The sequence below is a fragment of the Enterovibrio norvegicus FF-33 genome (genome assembly GCF_000286835.2).
Classification (GTDB): domain Bacteria; phylum Pseudomonadota; class Gammaproteobacteria; order Enterobacterales; family Vibrionaceae; genus Enterovibrio; species Enterovibrio norvegicus_A.
The window spans coordinates 2,639,393-2,660,725 of the sequence record NZ_AJYD02000038.1; the positions used below are offsets into that span (position 1 = coordinate 2,639,393).

The 21,333-nt window shown below is 47.7% G+C and carries 18 protein-coding genes; 6 read left to right on the forward strand and 12 right to left on the reverse strand.

The window, feature by feature from the left end:
* Positions 1 to 5: 5 nt before the first annotated feature.
* The 5 genes from A1OO_RS19755 to A1OO_RS19775 all read right to left on the reverse strand — a co-directional run bounded on the left by A1OO_RS19755 (position 6) and on the right by A1OO_RS19775 (position 5,758).
* Positions 6 to 1,154, reverse strand: a complete 1,149-nt coding sequence (locus A1OO_RS19755; RefSeq protein ID WP_017004180.1) for an ABC transporter substrate-binding protein — start codon at positions 1,152 to 1,154, stop codon at positions 6 to 8.
* A gap of 120 nt (positions 1,155 to 1,274) precedes the next feature.
* Positions 1,275 to 1,952, reverse strand: a complete 678-nt coding sequence (locus tag A1OO_RS19760; RefSeq protein ID WP_016961240.1) for a TVP38/TMEM64 family protein — start codon at positions 1,950 to 1,952, stop codon at positions 1,275 to 1,277.
* A gap of 161 nt (positions 1,953 to 2,113) precedes the next feature.
* Positions 2,114 to 2,884, reverse strand: a complete 771-nt coding sequence (locus tag A1OO_RS19765; RefSeq protein WP_017004181.1) for a (Fe-S)-binding protein — start codon at positions 2,882 to 2,884, stop codon at positions 2,114 to 2,116.
* Positions 2,881 to 4,677 carry an FAD-dependent oxidoreductase gene (locus A1OO_RS19770; RefSeq protein ID WP_017004182.1) on the reverse strand — a complete coding sequence of 599 codons (1,797 nt, stop codon included), beginning with the start codon at positions 4,675 to 4,677 and terminating at the stop codon, positions 2,881 to 2,883. Before A1OO_RS19770 ends, A1OO_RS19765 begins: the two co-directional genes overlap by 4 nt.
* A gap of 97 nt (positions 4,678 to 4,774) precedes the next feature.
* Complete coding sequence (locus A1OO_RS19775; RefSeq protein ID WP_017004183.1) at positions 4,775 to 5,758, reverse strand: sulfurtransferase; 984 nt, start codon at positions 5,756 to 5,758, stop codon at positions 4,775 to 4,777.
* A 329-nt stretch (positions 5,759 to 6,087) separates the two neighbouring features.
* Here A1OO_RS19775 and A1OO_RS19780 point away from each other — a divergent pair, with 329 nt between their 5' ends.
* The 5 genes from A1OO_RS19780 (at position 6,088) to A1OO_RS19800 (ending at position 12,552) form a co-directional block, all read left to right on the forward strand.
* On the forward strand, positions 6,088 to 7,875 hold the full coding sequence (locus A1OO_RS19780; RefSeq protein ID WP_431354959.1) for a sensor histidine kinase: 1,788 nt from the start codon (positions 6,088 to 6,090) through the stop codon (positions 7,873 to 7,875).
* Entirely contained in the window at positions 7,875 to 8,486 is a 612-nt protein-coding gene (locus tag A1OO_RS19785; RefSeq protein ID WP_026023961.1) for a response regulator transcription factor, read from the forward strand. Before A1OO_RS19780 ends, A1OO_RS19785 begins: the two co-directional genes overlap by 1 nt.
* A 383-nt stretch (positions 8,487 to 8,869) precedes the next feature.
* Positions 8,870 to 10,381, forward strand: coding sequence for a hypothetical protein (locus A1OO_RS19790; protein ID WP_241819198.1), 1,512 nt, complete (start codon positions 8,870 to 8,872; stop codon positions 10,379 to 10,381).
* Between the two features lies 1 nt (position 10,382).
* A complete protein-coding gene (locus tag A1OO_RS19795) occupies positions 10,383 to 11,213 on the forward strand; it encodes a hypothetical protein (RefSeq protein WP_016961233.1) in 831 nt (276 codons plus the stop codon).
* Positions 11,214 to 11,292: 79 nt separating this feature from the next.
* Positions 11,293 to 12,552 (forward strand): OmpA family protein, encoded by a 1,260-nt coding sequence (locus A1OO_RS19800; RefSeq protein ID WP_016961232.1) that lies wholly within the window; start codon positions 11,293 to 11,295, stop codon positions 12,550 to 12,552.
* A gap of 122 nt (positions 12,553 to 12,674) precedes the next feature.
* On the opposite strand, the gene A1OO_RS19805 is transcribed toward A1OO_RS19800, so the two are convergent.
* The 6 genes from A1OO_RS19805 to A1OO_RS19830 form a co-directional block, all read right to left on the reverse strand.
* Positions 12,675 to 13,856, reverse strand: a complete 1,182-nt coding sequence (locus A1OO_RS19805) for a M24 family metallopeptidase (protein WP_017004185.1) — start codon at positions 13,854 to 13,856, stop codon at positions 12,675 to 12,677.
* Positions 13,857 to 13,948: 92 nt separating this feature from the next.
* Positions 13,949 to 15,292, reverse strand: coding sequence for a TRAP transporter large permease (locus A1OO_RS19810; RefSeq protein WP_017004186.1), 1,344 nt, complete (start codon positions 15,290 to 15,292; stop codon positions 13,949 to 13,951).
* Positions 15,292 to 15,831, reverse strand: a complete 540-nt coding sequence (locus A1OO_RS19815) for a TRAP transporter small permease (RefSeq protein ID WP_016961229.1) — start codon at positions 15,829 to 15,831, stop codon at positions 15,292 to 15,294. Before A1OO_RS19815 ends, A1OO_RS19810 begins: the two co-directional genes overlap by 1 nt.
* Positions 15,832 to 15,974: 143 nt before the next feature.
* Complete coding sequence (dctP, locus tag A1OO_RS19820) at positions 15,975 to 17,018, reverse strand: TRAP transporter substrate-binding protein DctP (protein ID WP_016961228.1); 1,044 nt, start codon at positions 17,016 to 17,018, stop codon at positions 15,975 to 15,977.
* A 120-nt stretch (positions 17,019 to 17,138) separates the two neighbouring features.
* A complete protein-coding gene (locus A1OO_RS19825) occupies positions 17,139 to 18,347 on the reverse strand; it encodes a M20 aminoacylase family protein (protein WP_017004187.1) in 1,209 nt (402 codons plus the stop codon).
* A 64-nt stretch (positions 18,348 to 18,411) separates the two neighbouring features.
* Positions 18,412 to 19,182 carry a maleate cis-trans isomerase family protein gene (locus A1OO_RS19830; protein WP_017004188.1) on the reverse strand — a complete coding sequence of 257 codons (771 nt, stop codon included), beginning with the start codon at positions 19,180 to 19,182 and terminating at the stop codon, positions 18,412 to 18,414.
* 250 nt (positions 19,183 to 19,432) lie between these two features.
* Between A1OO_RS19830 and A1OO_RS19835 the strand changes: the two genes are divergently transcribed.
* Entirely contained in the window at positions 19,433 to 19,924 is a 492-nt protein-coding gene (locus A1OO_RS19835; protein ID WP_016961225.1) for an Lrp/AsnC family transcriptional regulator, read from the forward strand.
* A gap of 77 nt (positions 19,925 to 20,001) precedes the next feature.
* Here A1OO_RS19835 and A1OO_RS19840 read toward each other — a convergent pair whose 3' ends face one another.
* Positions 20,002 to 21,192 carry a diaminopropionate ammonia-lyase gene (locus A1OO_RS19840; protein ID WP_017004189.1) on the reverse strand — a complete coding sequence of 397 codons (1,191 nt, stop codon included), beginning with the start codon at positions 21,190 to 21,192 and terminating at the stop codon, positions 20,002 to 20,004.
* Positions 21,193 to 21,333: the final 141 nt, after the last annotated feature.

Genomic DNA, 21,333 nt, shown 5'->3' on the forward strand with positions numbered 1-21,333 from the left:
CAAATCTAGCTTCCGTAACGTGTCAGCCACTCTTTCTCGATGGCGCTTTGCCAACTCGGGTGGGTTTCGGCAATAGATTTAAATGGCGTGTTCTCTTTGGCAGAGCCAGACAGGTACTCCGTTCTCAATACTGAGGGATCGCCCCAGATCTCAATGTTCCCTTTGCGTGATTGCGCTTCAGGGCAAAGTAAAAAGTTAGTCACTACTAACGCACCTGCTTTGGCATTCGCATTCCACGGCACAGCAAGGTAATGAATGTTCGACAAGGCGCCAGAATCAAACGCATAGGCGCGAGTCGATTCGGCTAAATTACCCGAGGCATGCGCAGCGTACACCGCATTTGGGTTAAAGGTGATGGCGAGATCGATTTGTCCATCATCCAGCAATTGGAAGGTTTCGGCTGTGCCTGCTGGGAACTGCTTGCCTCCGCGCCACGCGACTTGATGTAACGCGTCTAAGTACGTCCACAACGGTTTCGTCACTGACGCATAATCCGCCTCCGACACGGGTCGCTGCAAACGTTCATCACTGCTGGTCAATTCAATCAACAGCGATTTCAAAAAACTGGTGCCGTGAAACTCTGGCGGTCTTGGATACGTGATGCGGTTCGGGTGTGCTTGGGCGTAACTGAGCATTTCAGTAAATGAACGTGGTGGGTTAGTCAGTTCTTCCTCATCGTGAACAAACACTAACTGCCCCATGCCCCAAGGCGCTTCTAATCCTTCGGTAGGCTCGGAGAAATCGACGGTCACAGGCAAAGACTGGTCAACGAATGTCCAACTCGGCAGCTTGTCCACGAACGGGCCAAACAGTAATTGGCTGTCTTTCAGTGATTTAAAGTTTTCGCCGTTAATCCACATCAGGTCGACACTGCCGCCTTGGGTTTTTCCCGCCGCTTTTTCGGCGATCAAACGTGTCGTGGTTTCGGTAATGTCCGCCACTTTTACGTGATGCAGCGTCACGCCATAACGGCGTTGCACTTCTTGCTTTGCCCAATGCAGGTAACGGTTTATTTCCTGATTTCCACCCCATGCGTGGAAATAGACGTGTTGCCCAACAGCGTCTTCTTCGATCTGTTGCCAGTTATCGAGATCAGTGGCGAAAGCGACACAAGAGGCAGTGAGCAATGCAATGGCAGAAATCAGTTTTTTCATCGAATTCGGTCTTATTTTCTTATTGGGTTTTCTGCATTTTATTGAAGGATATAAATGCAAAAATCGTCCCTTACGTGTAGCAAGGGACGACACAATATTCACTTCAGAAACTAGCGCAAGTTATTTCGCTAATTCTTCCATGTTGATGCCTTTTTTCTTAGCAATGTATTTCGGGATAAGTGACATACCGAACAACACCAAACCTGCACCTGCGAACTTAACTAGCAACATGGCTGATACGCCGTTCGTTGCGATGTCACCCGCCATGTAAGCGAAAATGAATGCGCCCGGCGCCATGGTGATCAGAGAAACCAGCGCGTAAGTACCAAGGTTTAAGCTAGTTAGGCCATAAGCGTAGTTTTGCAGACTGAATGGGAACACAGGAACAAGACGCGTCAGGATCAAAAAGCTTGCACCGTTTGTTGCTACACCATCATCAATTTTCTTGAAGATTGGGTTGTCACCAAACTTTTTCATGATGGTCTTACGCAACAAAAAGCGAGCAACTAAGAACGCAACCACAGCACCTAGCGTGGCAGAGAACAGCGCCAAAACGCCACCCTTGATAGGGCCAAACACGATGCCCGCAACAATGGTGAACGCACTACCCGGCAACAGGAATACACAGGCAAACACGAATGCACCGACAAACACGACGTAACCCATTGCACCAAAGCCCGCGATCCAATCTTGCAGGCTCTTGATGTCAGTGATGATTTCAAGAATGCCTGTTTGCTTTGCCACGAAAACAATCGCTGCGATCGCCAAAGCGAACAAACCAATTTTTACAAATTTCATTATGTGTTACCCAATAAAAACGAATTCGACAGTGTCTTGCCAAAGAAGGCAAGACCTTGGCTAGATCAAGCTTCTCGCCAACATCATCAACACGCGGGGGAACGCAAAGTGATTGATGATGTTAACGCGCTAGATTGGCCAATAATTAACGTGACTGATAGTTACAGTGACACGCACTTGATCAGCGCCGCTTTGGACTTATAACGGTTGAACCATGCTTTCACTGGGCTTGCCAATACGTTGACCGGTGCGGGTGAGTCTTTCATCACAACAGGACCAAACATCAGATCCAGAATGTGCCATGAGTTTTGACCCACACCCATCATGGATGCACGGCATGCTGCGCAGTAAACCACAACGTGATCGCTTTGGAACTCATCAACACGGCGCTGAACAACGCGGTTCGCCACGCCTGGGTTCGCTGGAACCACCATGCCACCGAAACCACAGCAACGTGTGTTTTCGCGAGTGAATTCAGGTTCAACAGTTTTATAGCCCAGCTCGTTCAGGATCCAACGGATACCGTCTTGAAGTTCGCTTTCGTAGCGGGTAGAGCAAGAGTCGTGAATGGTAAATACCACATCACTGTCGTTTGCTTTCCCAACCAACTCAGGTGGAAGGCCGATTTCTGGTAGCAGTTTCCAAAGCGACAACGGCTTTTGCTTGCCACCCGATTTTTTGATCATGCCGTAGCAGCTCTGGCACGCCACGATAACTTGTTCTGCTTCAAGTTTGTCAAAGTCAGCCTGTAGCTGACCGTAACGCTCTTTGAATTTGTCAGCCTGACCAATTGCCGCGGTAGGTTTACCGCAACATTTCTGAACTGCACCCATTTCTGGGAATACATTTTTCAGGTGGGCAGCAATCGCCGCCACGCCTTCTGGTGAGTAGGATGGCAGGCTGCATCCTGGCATAAATACTTTATTGGTCATTTTGTCGTTACCGCGCGTTTAGCCATAGTGAAGAGTTTCGAGAAGCCCAGCTTCTGGTGCATGTTGATCGCCTTGTGGCCTTTCATTGGTGATTCGCCATTGTTCGCATTCACGAAATCAACACGCGCACCAAGGAAGATTTCCTTCATCGGGTAATCTTTCGGGCAGACGATGGTGCACTGGTCGCAAGCGTTACAAGAGTAAGCCAGCAGCGGATCCATCTCTTTCTTGCCAACAAAATCAGTGAACAGCGTCTTTGGACAATCACCGAAGTCGTTCATCATGACGCACTCGCTCATACACAGTTTGCAACTACATTGCAGACAACGCGTAGACTCTTGCTTCACTTGCTCTTGGGTAAAGCCGAAGTCAACTTGTGCGAAGTCGCGTTTGCGTTCTTCCGCATCGCGCAGTTCGCCATGCAGACGTGGAACATCAACCGTGCCTTTTGGTAGTGGAACGTCCAGACGAGATGCGTAGCTGTATTCATCTTGGAAATCACGACCTTCTTCTAAAGGACGATCTGCGAATTGGCGCTCAATGCTCATTGCCGCTTTACGGCCCAGCGCCATCGCTTCAATCACGATGTTACCGCCACAGGCATCGCCCGCTACATACACACCCGCCACTGAGGTTGCCATCGTATTCTTATCAACCACGTAACGACCGCCACGGGTTTGCTCAAGCGCACCATCAGTGATGTCGGCAACAATTTGACCGGTTGCGAATAACACGGTGTCGACGTCAATAACACGGGTTTCGTCTGCGTAGCTCGGTGCAAAATTACCGTTTGCGTCGAGAATAGAAAGTACACGCTTCAGTGTGATAGAGAACACTTTGCCGTCTTTCTCTTCGATAGAGATTGGGCCCCAACCTGCGTTGAATGACACGCCTTCTTCCAGCGATTCTTCAATTTCAACGTGGCTTGCTGGCAGATTTTCCATGCTTTCCAGTGAACACTGGTGCACTTCATCTGCACCGATGCGCCATGAAGAGCGTGCACAGTCCATGGCAACGTCGCCGCCACCAATAACCATCACACGCTTACCAGCACGCGGGAACGCACGGGTTTCAGAGACTTCTTTCAAGTATTCAACCGCTGAGAACACGCCTTCTGCTTTGTGACCCGGCAGAGGAATGATTGAACCAATGTGCGCGCCGTGCGCCAGAACAACGGCATCATGGGTATTGCGCAGTTCTTCGAAAGTGATGTCTTTGCCGATTTCCACACCGAACTTGGTTTCAATGCCCAGCATATCTAGGTAGCTGTATTCGAAATCGATCACATTACGTGGCAGACGGTATTCTGGGATACCGACACGCATCATGCCGCCGTATACGCTCAGTTTTTCAAAAATGGTGACACTGTGACCTTTACGACGCAGCTCGATTGCCGCTTGAGCACCCGCAGGGCCCGCACCGATAATCGCGATCTTCTTACCCGTTGGGTTAAGAACGGCAAGATCCCAGTTTTCTTTGTTATCCATTTTTTCAGCAACGAAGCGCTTAATGCCCGCCACGCTGATTGCTTGGCCGTATTCTGTGTTACGACGACATGCCGCTTCACATGGGTGCGCACAAATGCGGCCCAGTGTTTGTGGCAAAAACAATTTTCCGCGAATGGTATCAAGTGCTTCTTGATACTTACCTTCACCGGCCAGACGCACATACTGTTTAACATCAGTGTGCATTGGACATGCTGTTTGACATGCTGGATCTGCATCGCCCATACAGCCATCTACTACGCGTTGTGCCGCGTCATAGAGTTTTTGGCTAAAGATTACATTGCTCATTATTTTTATGCTTCCAGTAGAAGTTGAATTCTTTTTGTATCCGTTACATGACGCAGGGGTCAGCAACACACCGACCCACCGTCTTACTCATTCGCAATTAGCTTTTGCCGTTTTGTACCGGCACGTCAGCGCGTGATTGCTCGTAGTGGGCGTAGCTGTATTCAATCCAAGAACCGTCGTAGTTGTAGATACCTTCTGCACCCAGTACTTCTTCCAGTACCATTTGAGTGTGTGCAGAACGAACACCAGACTGGCAGTAAGCAATGACTTTTTTGCCTTTGATCACGTCGCCATAAAGTGCTGTTAGCTCTTCAGCGCTTTTCAGCGTGCTGTCTTCGTTCAGGGCTTTGGTCCAGTTGATATGAACACTGCCAGGAATCGTGCCAGGACCGAATGCACCCGATACGGTGGTAGAACCATCAAATTCTTGAGCGCCGCGCGTATCTAGGATCACCCAGTCTTCAGAAGATTGTGCATCGATCACCATCTCTAGTGTGGCTAATCCGTTCTCTACTGCTTGCGGTGCAGGCGCTTCGTAATTGCTTGCCGTCACGGTCGGGTTAGCATTGCCCGTTGGGTAGCCTTCGCCAATCCATGCGTTCAAACCACCGTCTAGATAGCGAACATCGTCATGGCCTAGATTTTTGATTTGCCAGAAAAGGCGAGCAGCATCGTGGTGAGAGTTAGCAGCGTAAACAATGATGGTTGAAGAAGGCGTCGCGCCGTACTGGCTTAGCAGCGTTTCCATTTCATCGACAGAATTGCGCATGCCGTCAAATGCATAGGCGCCGTCTGCTGCAGAGTAGTCATTACGCCACATAGAGAAAGAGCCTTCGATTGGCGCATCAGGTTTCATTGGGTTAAGTGCACCAATGACCACAACATCTGCACCCGTGCCCATGATGCTTTTCAGATCTTGCGCAGAAATAAAGGCTTCAGGGTTAGCATACGCATTGAATTTTTCGTTCAATACGTCTGCACTTACGGTGACGGCTTGTGCGCCGAACATTGAGGTATATCCTACGTAGCCTGCTGCCATTGCAGTAGCGAGCACACCCATTGCAATTGTCGATTTCTTCATCACATCATTCCAATATTGTTTAAATTTTTTCGCTCATCACTGAGCAGATTGAAATCGGTGACATGAAGCTTTACTGGGAGGCTGAGTTATTGTTTTTTAGTGCCACACGTTGAAAAGCATCACGCTATAAATTATTTAGTTGGCCGCTAAGAGCCAGTAGCACGGATTGTGCGTTTTTGAAGGGCTGACGGATATTGTGGTAAACCACAATATCGACACTAATTTGATCTAAAACAACATAAAGAAAGCGGTTATTTCAGGTATCATCCCCGCCAATCGAGTTTGCCCTTTAACGGTCCTCCCTTTTGTCTGGATATTTAGTGCGCCTGATGCCCCTGTTTAGCATCAAGGCCGTTTTACTTTTCGTCGTCAGTTTTAGCTGTTTTTGCGCCTGTCCGGTGCGAGCTAATGTTATTCAGCATTATGATGTTGGCGTACTTGCGTTGCGTGGAGACGACCATGCCAAAGCCGCGTGGCTTCCAACGTTGAAATGGCTCGAATCTCAAATTCCAAATACAACATTTGATATCCACACGTACGATTTCGACCAGTTAGATGATGCTTTTCGACACAATCAACTCGACTTTCTGCTGACCAGCCCAGGACAGGCGACCAAGATTGCCCGCCAATATCCGCTTAACTGGCTCGCCACGCAGAAAACTGCCTACAGCAGTAATGCAACCCATTCCATCGCCTCGGTGGTCGTCGTGCACGACGACTCGCCTTATAAAACATTGAGGGATATTGAGCATGCGTCAGTCGCAGCAGTCTCTGAAAAAGCATTTGGCGGATTTTTGGCACTGCGGTATGAGCTGGATAAAAGCGGTTTGTTCAGTCGGGCTTTCTACAAAAACATCACGTTTACGGGGCCACCAACAGACAAACTGCTGCTCGATGTGCTGGATAAGAAACTGGATGTGGCGATTGTGCCTGCCTGTACGCTGGAAAGTATGGCCAAAGAAGGCTTACTAAAACGTCATCAACTTCGTGTGCTTGACCGTAAACACCCTCATGATTCGGTATGCGCTGTCACAACGGCGCTTTATCCAAACTGGACACTGACCAAAACGGAACGCGCATCGAACGAGATCGGTAAAAAAGTCACTCAGGCCTTATTGTCACTCCCTGAATATTCAAAAGCGGCAGCCGCGGCAGGTAACATTGGCTGGACACTGCCCGCCAGTTCGATGCGCGTAGACAAAGTGTTTCAACACCTTGACATGCACCCGCTGCAAGAAAGCTGGCAACAGGGCCTATTCAAGTGGCTGACCAAAAACCAACTCATCACCTTTGCCATCGTGATTTTTCTTGTTCTGCTCAACGTGTACCACTTCTGGCTTGAATACCATTTCAACCGCAGCAAGAAGGACTTGGAACGCACATTGTTTGATCTCAAAGAAAAGAACACCATGCTGGAACATGCCCAGCGCACCATGATTGTCGGCGAGCTAGGCAGCAGCATTGCACACGAAATTAATCAGCCATTAAGTACCATCAAGAACTATTCCGAAGGCATTCAACGGCGGTTAGATCAAGGTATGACCGCGGAAGAGCTCGCGCCATTTCTGGGCAAGATCCACCAGCAAGTGGGCGTGGCCAGTGACATTGTTCAGCGCTTAAGAAGCTTAATAAAACGCACTCCGAGCGAGCGGGTTATCTGTGACCCAGCAGCCTTTATCAGTGAATCGTTAGAGCTTATCGAGTTTGATTTTCAAGCACTGAAAATTGGCTTGAAGTTCACGGTTGAAGGCACGCCAATACAAGGCGAATTTGATTACATTGGCATGCAACAAGTCATGCTCAATGTACTACGAAATGCCAAAGAAGCGTGTCTTGCTAATCTGGATTGGGAACAGCGGCCAATGGTCAGCGTCGAGCTTCTCTATGGCGAAAATGACATTGTTATTCGCGTTGAAGATAATGGCGTGGGCCTGGAAGCCTGTGAGAAAACGGTAAAAGAACCCTTCTTCACCACCAAGCAGGACGGTCTTGGACTTGGACTGGCAATCTGCCGTGATGTCATTGAATCACACCATGGGCATTTGATGATCCAACCTGCCCGCCCGAATGGCTGCGAAGTCACCGTGGTCATCCCCCTCAAGAGAGAACAAGCATGATGAATTCCAACACCGGCCCCGTTTATGTAGTGGATGACGAAAACGCGGTACGAGAGTCGCTGGTTTTTATGTTGGAAACTTACGGCTTAACGATTCAAGATTTCAGCTCAGGGCAAGCCTTTCTCGAACAGGTTGATATTCATCAGCCCGGTTGCATTGTGCTGGACAGCCGCATGCCTGAAATGCGCGGGCAAGAACTGCAAACCTTATTGAACGAGGCACGAAGTCCGCTTTCCATCATCTTCTTAACGGGACATGGCGATGTACCGATGGCAGTCGATGCACTCAAAGATGGCGCGGTCGATTTCTTTCAAAAACCCGTCGATGGCGACAAACTGGCCAAAGCCATCGACAAGGCGCTGACACACTCGTTTAAGCGCGAAGGTCACGTTAACGTTGAGAAGAAATACAACAGCCTGACTGAGCGCGAAAAACAGGTGCTGAAAGAGGTGCTAAAAGGCCAAACCAACCAGCAAATGGCGAAGACGCTGTGCGTTTCACTGCGCACCATTGAGGTTCACCGCGCCAACATGATGAAGAAATTCGAAGCCTCCAATGTCGCTGATTTGGTGCTGAGGCTGAGTACGCTTATTCAGCAGAGCAAGCTGTAACCACAGCTAAATGATTGTCGCTCACTGAAGCAATCAAAACATCATCAATGCTTAGTGTTCATCAGTCGAAAAAGCACGTCATTCCTCCCAACACTAATGGCAGATTTTCCAGTAAATAAAAATGAACGAACCGAGAGGAAACTATGGATGGCATTTGTATTAACCAATTCCCCTGAAAACCCACTCCCATATTGAGAATATTGTTAATAAAGAAAATCTCTGAAATATCACACTAAAAACGACGACTAATAAAAATCAATTCAGACTGAGTAAACGTTATTCACGTTGCACACCCCGCAAAACAAGCATTATTATTGACTAGTTACTATGCTATTAATAGAATTCAAGCTTGAAACATCATCTAAACATTCTTTGAGAATAAAATGAACGAAATTATAAAAACAATGATTCAGTACCGAACCGTACTGGCTATTGCTTTGTCTACGTTGGTTACTCTGTTCACTCTTTATTACAAAAGAGAGGCATTCGCGCTTTGGCTTAAGTCTCTTTGGTACAGACTCCCTCTTATCGGAGTAAATAATAGATTATCAAAACGACTAGGATTGAATGACCAGAATTGGTTCAATTCAGAAACTGAAGTATGCAGCGCATTTCTAAAGAATTATGTTGAAAATGAGGCTGATGAAGAGCACTACCAGCAAGCAAGTGTCTATCTAGATAAAGTTGGAGACAAAGGCGTCAACCCATTAAAATGGTACCACTGGTTGGGTCTGTCCATACTCGTATTGATCGAAGCTGCAGGTTTTGCTTATGTACTAGCAGGGTTTACTCTTCAAGATGCGAGCGAATCTCTTCAAAAAGAAGCTGCTGTAGCCATTGCACTTATCATCAGTGCTCTGCTTGTTGCTCTCACCCATACTATGGGCGGCGAAATTTATCGTAACCAACAAATCGATAAGGTTCGTTTACGCTGGCAAAATTCTGAAAACAAAACAAACATTATCGAACCAGATAATACTGTAAGCCTTAAATCTCGCCGCAATCATATTGATGACAACGAGTCAGGCTGGCAACAAATGGCAAACCGATTAGACAAAGTAAATGCTCAATTTTCTAAATCTTGGGCATTAACTATTATCACGTTGTCCTTTATCGCTATCGTCGCTGTTGGTGCAACTTATGTTCGTGGTCAAGTTCTCGAGAAGCTTGCTATTGAAGAAGTTCAAGGTGCTTCTGAGAACACAGATATTGCAGTGTTTGACAATCCGTTTGCTGCAGTACCAAAAGAAGGAAGAGATGCAAATGAAGAAGCATCTAAGATTGCAGAAGACGAAAAGCGCGATGCACATAAAAAAGCCGGGTGGACTACTTTTGTCATCCTAGCCGTTATTTTCGTTGCTATGCAGTTCTACAGTATCTACCTAGGTTTCAAAACGACATTTTCAGGAAGGGAATCAAAGGAAGCTTACAACTACATTAATGAGTTCGACAATGTTACTAACTTCATTAATTACTATGCTGCTCGTCAAGAAGCTGTAGCAAGAGCGGCTCAACGTGTCTTGTCAGATCTCCAAGCAAAGATAGCGAATTTTTCCCAGAAAAACTCAGGGGAACAACGTGTACTTTCTGCTGCCACTAATTCTACCAATAGAAACTTCACAAGTTTCTTACGCCTAGAAGCAGAACAAACCAAGGTTCAACCCCAGCCTGCAGTGAAAACTCAAACACCACAAGCTTCTTCGCAGATTCAAGCACAGTCATTAACATCATCTGCAGTGCTCACTGATGAAATCATTCAACGAGTGAAGCAGGGAGATATTTTAGGTTTAGATGACGCAACCGTTGTAGCTGCAATGAAAGCAATCAAGGAACAAGCGTCTGAGGAAACTTCAGAGCAACGCTTAGCCCGACTGCAAGCATCGCTAGGACAGTAATATGGTAATCAAAACGCTATTGATTGCTGCAAGTTTGATGTCATCGGCGGCCTTAGCCTTCACAGATAGGAATGATATTCCTAGCTGCAGCCAAGGCCTACCTGATGATCTAGTCACTACCACGGCTGAACGTGAGTTATTTGTGATTATAGATAGAACGATGTCAGCCAGTCTGAATGACCGAATCATGCAAGAAACCTATGGGCAGATTTCTCGTTTTATCCGACCAGGCGACAGCATTCAGATTATTCAGTTTTCGTCCTACAACAAAGATGGATTTACCAGTATTGCTCTTAAAGGCAAAACTGATATGCCTTTGTCTAAAGACAGTCGCGACGAAGTCCGAAAATCCCAATTAGCTAAGTTTGACAAGTGCTTGAAAGATCAAAAACGTTATTTCCTAGCTAAGACTGGTTTTGCACTCAAAGATTCTTTTTCAGCGCAAGAAAATACTGATTTTACTGAAGTGCTTGCTGCACTTAGAGACATCAGCACCCAGATTGTCAAAAACTCTAACGCAAAAGACAAAGTAGTCTTACTCATTAGCGATATGCTTGAAAACTCCGCGTCAACATCTTTTTACCAACGCGGAAGTGTTAGAACAATTGACCCTAAAAAAGAAATTGACCAAGTTATTGATCGAAGTGAGCTGGGCGATTTCGCTGGAGCTCGAGTTTACGTCATGGGTGCAGGCTTACTTCCGGGAGGACAAAGCTATGTCTCCTCTACAAAGATGAACGCCATCGAAAGATTTTGGAGCGGCTACTTTTCTGAAAGTAATTCTGATCTAAGAGGCTTCGGTAAGCCTTTACTTCTGACACAATTTCAATAGCTACAAAGAAGCCTACGCCTGTAGGCTTCTTTAATTTTCTCTACCTAAGAAATTCACAAGCTACATTTTGGGATTCAACATGCTTTCAATGAAAAGATCGATAGTTCTAGCCTTGTTTTCCATCCTCTCCGTTGGTTGTGCAGGGACACCAGGCGAAGGAGAAGCGTCAAAAAATACTGGTTCATCATATTCTAACGAACAGATCTTCTTTGCTTATCAAAACACACTTGATCTAAAGCAGGAAAAATTATACGTAGAAGAAAATGGAACAAAACGCTTCGTCGGAACAAGAACAACAGCCCACTCGATCTTCAAGCCAAGCAGTACTGATCTTAAAAACAAAGACAGCGTACAGAGCTTTTTCTACCATAGAGGCCTGAATGCTAGGTCTGCAACTACATGGCTAACCGTTGTAGGACATACTGACTCTAGCGGCAATTCAGAAACCAATTTCAAGCTTTCCAAAAAACGAGCATTCGAAATTGCGTCACTGACTATCCAAGCGGGGCCAAATCTAAAGCACTACTATCAATTTGGGGATTATCTTCCAGCCTACCCGAACAATACTAAGCAAGGGCGTGCAAAAAACCGCAGGATCGAACTGCTTGAGTTTAACAGTGAAGATGACCTAAACCTCTACATGAACCAGTATTACTTTGCACCTTTCGATACAGAATTAGCTGCAAGAAAAAAACAAGTGGAGAAGCAAGATGCAGCGAAAGCGTCTTCATCTAAATCAAGTGAAGACAAAAATCTGAACAAAAAAGTAAAACGAAGAACCGGCCAATTTATTAATTTTGCGGGCACACCTTTTGGCTCAAGCAGCAACGACATTATTGCTGTACTTCAACCATTGCAGAAGTCTTCATTCAACATATTCAAAAAGGCGGTCGCTGCGGACGTGTCAAACGCTTGTTTAAACGATACCCCACCTAGTGAAACGAAAGATATAATATTGAAGACCAGTGAGTATTACCCTCTGATGAACAGAACATCATGGTGGGCAATAGTCAATGGTCATGGTGTATTGGTCACTCCCGTTGGAGTAGCAAAAGACGACGCTGAACCTGTCTCTTCGCCTACTATTTATGTATATAAAGACTACCAACCAGACGCCAAACCCACACACAAGTACCCTGCCGATGTGGTCGTTTATGAAGGTAAGGACCATCTTCTATATCGTGTCTTTCCAAGAGACATTTCTCAATCAATGCAATGTATTGATATTTTGTTATCCAAAAAAGCCATGGCGCAGCCTCCTCAAGCTACTCGAGGAAAAATCTACTACGACACGAAAACTGGAATACGCGTAGCCAACTACTTACCAATCAAAGGGTGATTTCGGCAGGAATGAAAAATTCGAAGCCTCCAATGTCGCTGATTTGGTGCTGAGGCTGAGTACGCTTATTCAGCAGAGCAAGCTGTAAGGGGGAAGACGAAGCCTGTCACCCCCCGTGCATGTCAGGTAATTAATGGCATCTGCTGCCATGTTCTTTCGTGCAGCAATTCACAGCCTGATTCGGTGATCACAAGATTGTCTTCATGTACCATCATTCGGTTCGGCGCGAATGCCATGCCCGGTTCGAGCGTGAGTACCATTCCTGGTTTCAGCACCACATCACCATTGGGCACATGGGACGGCCATTCAGTGAGTTGCATGCCCAAACCGTGCCCCATTCGTCCAACATCGTTTCCGAGCGCGCCTGCTTTTTCAAGCACAGACCACATGGCTTGCCACACATCCCCCGTGGTCGACCCTGGCGCAGCGGCACGTAACCCCGCTTCCGTTGCGGCATACACCGCATCGTAAGCTTGCACAGTATCCTCAGCGGCATCCCCGAACGCATAGTTTCGGTCAAAATCACTGAAGTAACCGTCAAAGTTTGCGCCCGTATCAATGATCAGCACATCACCGTCGACCAACTCGCGATCGGTGGGCCCCATGATGATATTGTCATACCCGCCCTGCCCTGATGCCGAAATCAAATAGGGGCAACTGTCAGCGCCCAAACGCAGCATTTCTAGATGCATGGCTTTGCACGCCTGCCGCTCCGTCATGCCAATGGCAAGATGGTGGCGCAAGTAGTCAAACCCTGCAGCAGCTACCTGACACGCAAAGCGGATTTTATCTATCTCTGCCAATGATTTGATACTGCGGATCTCTCGCACCATTAAGGATGCGTCCACCAACTCATGATGCGCCAACACCTTCTGTAACATCGCGAAATTCGCCGCGGGCATACGCAGAGATGTTTCGGGACCTAACATCGCGCCAGTACGGCGATAACGCGTACTGACTTCAACCAAGGTCGCAGCAAGTAATGAAATTCCATCATCTTCAGGTCTTGGTGAAGGCCAACTGCGCACGTCATCAATCCACGTTAAATCAAACCCTGCCACGCCTATCTCAGGCACAACCGCAATAGGTTTGCCCTCGGCTGGCACGACAAGAAACCACGGGCGGGTTGGGCTTTCCCAAAACTGCGATTTAAAGCCGCTGAAATAGCGAAACTCCGGCTCAGTGGTAAAGAACACCGCGTCTATTTGCTGCAATCGCATATGTTGCTGCAATTGCTGCGTGCGGTATTCGTATTCCGCCAACGCAAACCCGCGTGCAGGCACAACCAATGGCAGTGTGGTCATGTTAATCATCCTTTATCAACGCTCGGTGCCAACTGGTTATGGCACGTCAAAAACAGCTTCATCAAATCAGATTCCGTTAAAAGAAAACGCCATCATGGAAATAATATGTCTCTTGGCATTAACGCAATGCCCGGGAAGAAAATCAGCAGCGCTGACATAAACAACAAGATCACGAAGAACGGCAAGGCTCCTCTGATCACGTCCAAATAAGGTCGTTCAAAAATAGCGATGGCGGTGAAGATGTCACAGCCAAATGGCGGTGTTGCCGAGCCAATGGCCATTTGCAAGGTGATCAACACTCCAACAAGGATAGGATCAAGCCCTGCCGCATAAACGATAGGCATAAAGATCGGCGTCAAAATCAGTAACACCACCAGCGAATCGACAAACATGCAACCGACGAAGAAGGCCAACGCAATCACAAACAGGATGTACTCCGGCGATGCGTTATCTAGATCCAACGGTGCCAAAAGCTCTTGAGGGATTTGTTCAAAGGAAATGTACCAAGAGAACGCTTGACCAACACCCACCAGCACAAACACCACCGCAGTAATCAGCCCAGTGCTCAGCGCGGCATCGCAAATATCTTTCACGCCCAATTTTCGATAGAACACGCATTCCACAATAATGGCGTAAAGCACGGCAAAAGAGGCCGCTTCAGTGGGAGTGACGATGCCTGAGTAAATACCCCCAATGATGAGTGCGGGAAAACCCAGCGGCAATATGGCTTTTTTGATCGCTACAATTTTTTCTGCGGAATTGGTTTCTTCAACCAAACTGATGCTGTCGCTATGCTTCACACTGTATACGTAACTGTAGATGGCAAAGAAACAGGTCAACACGACACCGGGCCCAATCCCCGCAATGAATAATTCACCGACACTCGCGTTAGCCAATGTGCCATAAAGGATTAAGCCAATGCTCGGTGGAATTAAAAACGCGATGTCACTGGCATTGATGATCAACGCCATCACAAAGCTGTCTTTATAGCCCGCCTGTAACAGCTTAGGGCGCATGATCTGCCCCACCGACACCACGGTCGCTTGCGTGGAACCAGACACCGAACCAAACAAGGTGCAGCTAATACACGTCGTGATCGGTAAGCCGCCGCGCAGGTGGCCAACAAACGCTTGAATCAAGCCAAGCAGGTTATGCGCGGTGTGTCCGCGCGTCATGATGTCTGCGGCCAAAATAAACATGGGCACCGCAATCAAGGCGTTGGGGGAAATGCCCGTGACCATTTGTTGGATGAGCACTTCTGGGTCGACTTGAGAGAAATGAATCAAGCCAATCAAGGCACCGACCGCCAAAGGTACAACCATCGGAAAACTGAGGAATAACAAAATGATCATCACGGAAACGAGGGTAAACGTGATCACATAGATATCGAGTTCACCCGCGATAATGTCTGAAAAAAATTGCATCACATCATTCATCACAACACCCCTGATAGGTCTTTTTGATCTTCGGTGACATCAAAGGAAAGATAGATTTCTTTGTGGAGCAAGTTCATCACGAAGCTCATCGCATACTGCAACCCCGCCATGGCAAAGCCAACCGGAATAATGGCGTAGATATAGTAAACGGGCATTTGAAGCGCGGGACTCAGCCGGTTAATACTTTTCAATTCGAGGACATAAAACACCGAAAGATAGGCGAGATAGAAAAGCAACAGTGACGTACAAAAGGCAATCACTGTGGTGAGGACTTTCTGTACCGGTCGGCTCAGCGAATCATAAATTGCGGTCATCCGGATGTTGCGCCCTTTGCGAACGGCATAGGCAAAACCAATGAAGGTGACGCCAACAATCAAGAATTGGTTTAGTTCTTCAGAAAAGAAGATACTCTTATTGAATGCATAACGGCCAATGGCATTCGCCGTTGAATTCACCATCATGGCGAGAATGCCTGTCATGATCAAAAAGCGCTCAAGCTTCTCAGTCATCTCGCTGATCTTCTTCAACAGGTTTTTCATAGAATGTCCTACAAACGAGTTAGCAAGTCTGTCAGCAATCTGTAGTGAAGGCTAAACGCTCCTTTTACTAACAACGCTAGTTACATGACTGACCCACCAGACGATGCGAACAACCTGCCGCATCGTCTGATGGAGAGATGGCACTATTGCGCTGCTGACGCTGCTTTCACTTCGCTCAGTAAGCTTTGCAGAATATTCTCCGCACCTTCGCGCGCGGCGGCTTTTTGATCGTCAGGATACGCATTCGCCACCACGTCATAGTACGTCGCATGCAGATTCTCACTCAGTGCTTTAAAACGATTACGTTCTTCGTCAGTCAACACCACCACTTGCATTTCAGGACGTTCTTTGAGGATTTTTTCCATGTTTTCGCTGTTGATGCGAATTTGGTATTCATAAGCGGCTTGATCGGCGGCCTTAATCGCTTTTCTCACCATGGCTTGTTTTTCAGCAGACAATTCACTGAACCATTTGCTGTTTGTCGACACCGTGCTGACGTAAGGTTGCTGCCCTGGGAACATCAAATAATCTTGCACTTCATGCCATTTGGCGTTGTAGATGAAGTAAATAGGGTTAACCATGCCATCAATGGTTTTGAGCTGAAGCGAACCGTACACTTCACCCCACGACAAAGGCGTCGGGGTGGCACCAAACGTCTTGTAGGTTTCAACAGGAATTGTCGATGTGAACGTTCGGATTTTCTGATCAGAGAAATCTTCGGGTGAACGAATCGCCTTGTTAGCCCCCCAGACCATTTCCCCTTCAGACATCATCGATAGCAGCTTCAAGTTGACCTTTTCAAACTTAGGGGCCAATTCGTTGTAGATCGTTGGGCTTTCAGTCAGCACTTTGTGTGTCACTTTTTCGTCTGTACCCAACACATATGGCAAGCTTACCGCCTGCACTTCGGGCACGTAAGAACCCAAGTGACCAGACCCTACAGACACAAACTGAATAGTGCCTTTTGCTGCTAGCTCAACAATATCGTTTTCTGTGCCAAGCTGACCGTAATAGTAAATACGCACGCGGATATCGCCATCCGACTCTTTTTTCATCACCTCGGCAAATTTTTGCGCATAGATATCTTGCACGTCAGTTTTGTCTTCTTCCGACGCAAACTTCCATGTCTCAGCCTGTGCACCGAACATCATTCCTAAACTTAATAGTGCTACGCCAAATCGCTTCATTACTTCCATCCTTCTATGTCGCTATCCGAGAAACACCTTAATACCGGACGCCGTCATGGCATTCACTCAAGTACTTAGGTGGTGAACTTGCACTGTGTCAGACACAGCCTGTTGCCTGATTCAATCGACCGTGAGTTGGGTTAAACGATCGTTAACCAGTTGGATCCAATATCGTGCTCCCAATGCCAGAATGCGGTCATTGAAATCGTATTTGGGATTATGCAGCGCACACCCACCGACCGATTCCACGCCATTACCGAGCAATACATAACAGCCAGGTTTAACGCGAAGCATGCTTGAGAAATCTTCCGAAATAGTCAGCGGTTCACATTCGCCGTTGACCTTGTCATCACCCAACACTTTCTGCGCAGCTTTCACGGCATAAGCAGTTTGCTGTGGTGCATTTACTGTGGGGTAAAAGGTATTAATGAACTCAAATGAATACGTCGCACCTGCCGCCAAACAAATGCCGTCAACAATACGCGCCATGCTCTGTTCGATGCGTGCCAACGTGGCTTCCGTAAAACATCGGCAATCCCCTTTGATAGTCACTTGGGAAGGGATCACGTTGACCGTGCCATCCGTCACGAACTCGGTGGCAGACACCACGGCGGTTTCGTTAATGGCGCTGAGATTGCGCGAGACGATGGTTTGAAGCCCCATGATCACTTGTGCGCCGACCACAATCGGATCAATGCCTTGATGTGGCAAAGCGGCATGACCGCCGACCCCATGGATCGTAATTTCAAAGCTGCTTTCGCTCGCCATTAACGAGCCTGCACGCACCATTAACTCGCCTTCCGCTAAACCGGGAAAGTTATGAATACCGTACACTTCATCAATGGAGAAACGTTCAAAAAGACCATCATCAATCATGGCTTGTGCACCACGACCATGCTCTTCATCAGGCTGAAAAATGAAGTACACCGTGCCATCAAACATTAGGTTCTGAGCAAGATAAGCGGCGGCTCCCAATAGCATGGCGGAGTGCCCGTCATGCCCACAGGCATGCATCTTCCCTTCATGTTGGGAGCAATGTGAAAAGGTATTTTGTTCATGGATATGCAGCGCATCCATGTCTGCGCGGAGCCCGATACTGGCCGTACTACTTCCACTGCGCAACATGCCCACCAGCCCGCTTTGACCAATATTTCGCACCACCTCAATGCCAAAGCTGTCTAATTTGTCTGCAATAAAATCAGCGGTGAGATTGACGTCAAAACCACACTCGGGAAACCGGTGAAGGTGCTGCCGCCACGTCGTCATGTCAGCAACAAGCTGCTCGGATAACAATAATGAAGAAACCGAAGGTGAAGAAAGCAATGACATTGTGAGCACTCCGTAGCGAGCCATTAAAAAAGCGTTGTCCCTTCAGACAATAGAAACAGATGCACTATTGCGCGAGATGCTGCTCAAGGAGCACACCAAATCCTGTGATCGGTCGGGGGTAGTTCACCAACCGAAGGGAATGCCACACCAATACCTGATTACTGCTGAGGACAGGCTTGTCTAGCGCCAACTCTAAACGCGACACAACACTCGACGCGCGCAACGCAGTACAAGAAATAAAGAGGAGATCAGCATCAGGGTGGCAGGTTGAAATGGCCGCTTGCGCAATGTCCTCCCTCGAAATGTACGTCATCGCCGTATCATCTTCGAAGCCAAATCCCGCAATATTGAGTACGTCATAACCTTGCTCGATGAACAATGCCGCCATCTCTCGGTTCACCGCATCAGTATAGGGAGTCAAAATGGAGATTCGCTTTGCGCCCAACGCTTCAAACGCGCACAGGGCGGCGGTCACAGGGTTAGTGACTTGAGCGCCGGGTCGTGCGCGTTGAACCAATTCAGTGACACGGTCACTACCAATGGCAACAGTGCCAGAGGTGCAAGCGTAGATAATCACGTCCAAGTCCGTGCCGGGTAAAATGCAATCTGCCGCGGCGCTGATGCCCGGTGCCATGCTGCGCAGGTTTTCGACCGTCAACGGGTTAACGTTTCGCACGCGGCTGGTAAATGCACGCACATCATCGGGATACAGATGGCTAAAATCGTGCTCGATATTGAAATCCGTCGCCAATGCGATAACACCGATGCGTCCTGCTGGTGCTAAGTGCTCAAGTTCGCATCCAAGAGCAACAGTTTCGCTGTTTATCTTTTCCATCTCTGACCATTCCATCAAGCTTGTTGTTACATTTCGTTCACAAGATCCATAATCCCCCGAAGGGTTTAAAGAAAATCCCAATAAACATCTTTTGGAATGAAGAAATTCCGCATTTTTTATGCGCTATAGTGGGTTTTTAGTACCAAGATAAAATAAACACTGACATGGCTTTCTCGCCTTGTTTTTGTCTCAAAAATGGACAGAAACACCACCACTATTTTGACGTCACCATTCAAAGGACCGAACGGGTATGCCGAATTCATCAACACCTTCTATTGATAACTTTGATCGCAAGATCCTCAATATCGTGCAAGCGTCAAATCGTACGACATCCGATCAAATCGCAGAACAAGTGGGACTCTCTCCCGCCGCCGTACAGCGACGTTTAAAACGCCTTCGAGAGCAAAAAATCATTCATGCCGATGTGTCTGTGATTGACCCTAAAGCGGTAGGAAATGCGATGACGTTTGTGGTGCAAGTGACCCTTGAGCGCGAGCGCGTCGATTTGATGCATAATTTCAAAAAGGAAATGAAAACGAACCGCTCTGTACAGCAATGTTATTACGTGACAGGGAGTTCGGATTTCATTTTAATAGTGACAGCGGCAGATATGGCGGGATATGACACGTTCACACGAGAGACATTCTTCGACAATGCGAACATCAAAAACTTTCAAACCAATGTGGTGATGGATCCGGTTAAAACTGGGTTAACGGTGCCTATTGATGAAGTGGCGGAATAAAACGTCTGCCAAGAAAAATGGCAGTGTGTGTATTTATCACACTGCCCATTTATGATGTCGGCTAGCAAACGAGACGATTAGCCGACTAGCTCACGATAGAGTTCGGGGTCAGTGGCACCTTCGGTGCCAAAAACAAGCACGCGGCTGGTTTCATCTAGCCCCAACGCTGACGATAATTCGGCTTGAGTTCGCGCCAATAGCAACGCCGACAAGCCCGGCACACCGGACTCTCCTGCTTCAATTGCAGGGTCGTTTTGATAACCCGCCGCAAGCAATCTCATTGTTTCAGGTATTGCGCCTTCGCTGATTGTCATAAAATCATCGGCACCATTAGCCAAAATTGACCACGCAAGGCTCGAAACTTCGCCACACGCCAACCCTGCCATTAAGGTATCGAGATCACCATGAACAACAACAGGCTCGCCGGCTTGCGCACTTTGCTGAAGGCAATTCGCTTGCTCTGGTTCAACAATAATGAATCGTGGGCGTGCATCACCCCACCAGTCCCAAAAATAGCCGCACACCGCGGATGCCAAGCCGCCCACACCACCTTGTACAAATACATGGGTTGGAATATCACCTTTAAGCTGCTCAACGATTTCCGCCAGCATGACGGTGTAGCCCAGCGCCACGTCTTTCGGGATTTCCATGTACCCCTCATACGAGGTATCAGACACAATCACGCGATCATGTTTTTTAGCTTCAGAATCTGCCATGCGAACAGATTCATCATAATTTCCGCTGATCCGAATCACGTTCGCACCAAAGGCTTCCATCGCCTGCTTGCGTCCTTCAGACACATCACGGTGGACATAAATGACGCAGCCACAACCAAACATCTGCGCCCCCCAAGAAACCGAGCGCCCATGGTTTCCATCAGTCGCGCAACTCACCACGATCTCAGAGACCTCTGATTGCCATTTACCGGCCAATAAGTCCGCAATCGCTGGCGTTTTGCCAAAGCGCTCACTCAACACCCACTGCAACTGACGCGCAACGGCATATGCCCCACCCAACGCCTTAAAGCTTTTTAGCCCAAAACGTTGTGACTCGTCTTTGTACCAAAGCTGACTCACCCCAGCCGATGCTGCCATGTCGCTCAATGCATGAAGCGGTGTCACCTGATAACCGGGCCATTGCGAAATCGAGGCAATGGCTTGTTCTGCATTCTTCACACTCAAAATACCCCGTTGGGCATCGCTGTATGGCGTTTCTACATGCGATTGAGGGTTACGAAAATGCGTCAGGTTGCCAGTGAGAAGCTGCATAGAAAATCATCCTTGTATTGGTTCGCCTATGGCTCGGGGTTTCAGCGTGTATTCCGTGAAGCACACGTTCAATGTCGATAATAAAAGTTTACCAACACGGCCTGCTGCGGTTGTGCCTTGTTACGTTCAAAAATGCGGGTT

Excerpts from the sequence above, each read along its gene's own strand:
- A1OO_RS19805 (WP_017004185.1), bottom strand. The coding sequence starts at position 13,856 with ATGACCACACTGCCATTGGTTGTGCCTGCACGCGGGTTTGCGTTGGCG.
- A1OO_RS19830 (WP_017004188.1), bottom strand. The coding sequence starts at position 19,182 with ATGGAAAAGATAAACAGCGAAACTGTTGCTCTTGGATGCGAACTTGAG.
- A1OO_RS19815 (WP_016961229.1), bottom strand. The coding sequence starts at position 15,831 with ATGAAAAACCTGTTGAAGAAGATCAGCGAGATGACTGAGAAGCTTGAG.
- A1OO_RS19800 (WP_016961232.1), top strand. The coding sequence starts at position 11,293 with ATGCTTTCAATGAAAAGATCGATAGTTCTAGCCTTGTTTTCCATCCTC.
- A1OO_RS19795 (WP_016961233.1), top strand. The coding sequence starts at position 10,383 with ATGGTAATCAAAACGCTATTGATTGCTGCAAGTTTGATGTCATCGGCG.
- A1OO_RS19765 (WP_017004181.1), bottom strand. The coding sequence starts at position 2,884 with ATGACCAATAAAGTATTTATGCCAGGATGCAGCCTGCCATCCTACTCA.
- dctP (WP_016961228.1), bottom strand. The coding sequence starts at position 17,018 with ATGAAGCGATTTGGCGTAGCACTATTAAGTTTAGGAATGATGTTCGGT.
- A1OO_RS19780 (WP_431354959.1), top strand. The coding sequence starts at position 6,088 with ATGCCCCTGTTTAGCATCAAGGCCGTTTTACTTTTCGTCGTCAGTTTT.
- A1OO_RS19825 (WP_017004187.1), bottom strand. The coding sequence starts at position 18,347 with ATGTCATTGCTTTCTTCACCTTCGGTTTCTTCATTATTGTTATCCGAG.
- A1OO_RS19770 (WP_017004182.1), bottom strand. The coding sequence starts at position 4,677 with ATGAGCAATGTAATCTTTAGCCAAAAACTCTATGACGCGGCACAACGC.
- A1OO_RS19760 (WP_016961240.1), bottom strand. The coding sequence starts at position 1,952 with ATGAAATTTGTAAAAATTGGTTTGTTCGCTTTGGCGATCGCAGCGATT.
- A1OO_RS19835 (WP_016961225.1), top strand. The coding sequence starts at position 19,433 with ATGCCGAATTCATCAACACCTTCTATTGATAACTTTGATCGCAAGATC.
- A1OO_RS19755 (WP_017004180.1), bottom strand. The coding sequence starts at position 1,154 with ATGAAAAAACTGATTTCTGCCATTGCATTGCTCACTGCCTCTTGTGTC.
- A1OO_RS19810 (WP_017004186.1), bottom strand. The coding sequence starts at position 15,292 with ATGAATGATGTGATGCAATTTTTTTCAGACATTATCGCGGGTGAACTC.
- A1OO_RS19785 (WP_026023961.1), top strand. The coding sequence starts at position 7,875 with ATGAATTCCAACACCGGCCCCGTTTATGTAGTGGATGACGAAAACGCG.
- A1OO_RS19840 (WP_017004189.1), bottom strand. The coding sequence starts at position 21,192 with ATGCAGCTTCTCACTGGCAACCTGACGCATTTTCGTAACCCTCAATCG.
- A1OO_RS19775 (WP_017004183.1), bottom strand. The coding sequence starts at position 5,758 with ATGAAGAAATCGACAATTGCAATGGGTGTGCTCGCTACTGCAATGGCA.
- A1OO_RS19790 (WP_241819198.1), top strand. The coding sequence starts at position 8,870 with ATGAACGAAATTATAAAAACAATGATTCAGTACCGAACCGTACTGGCT.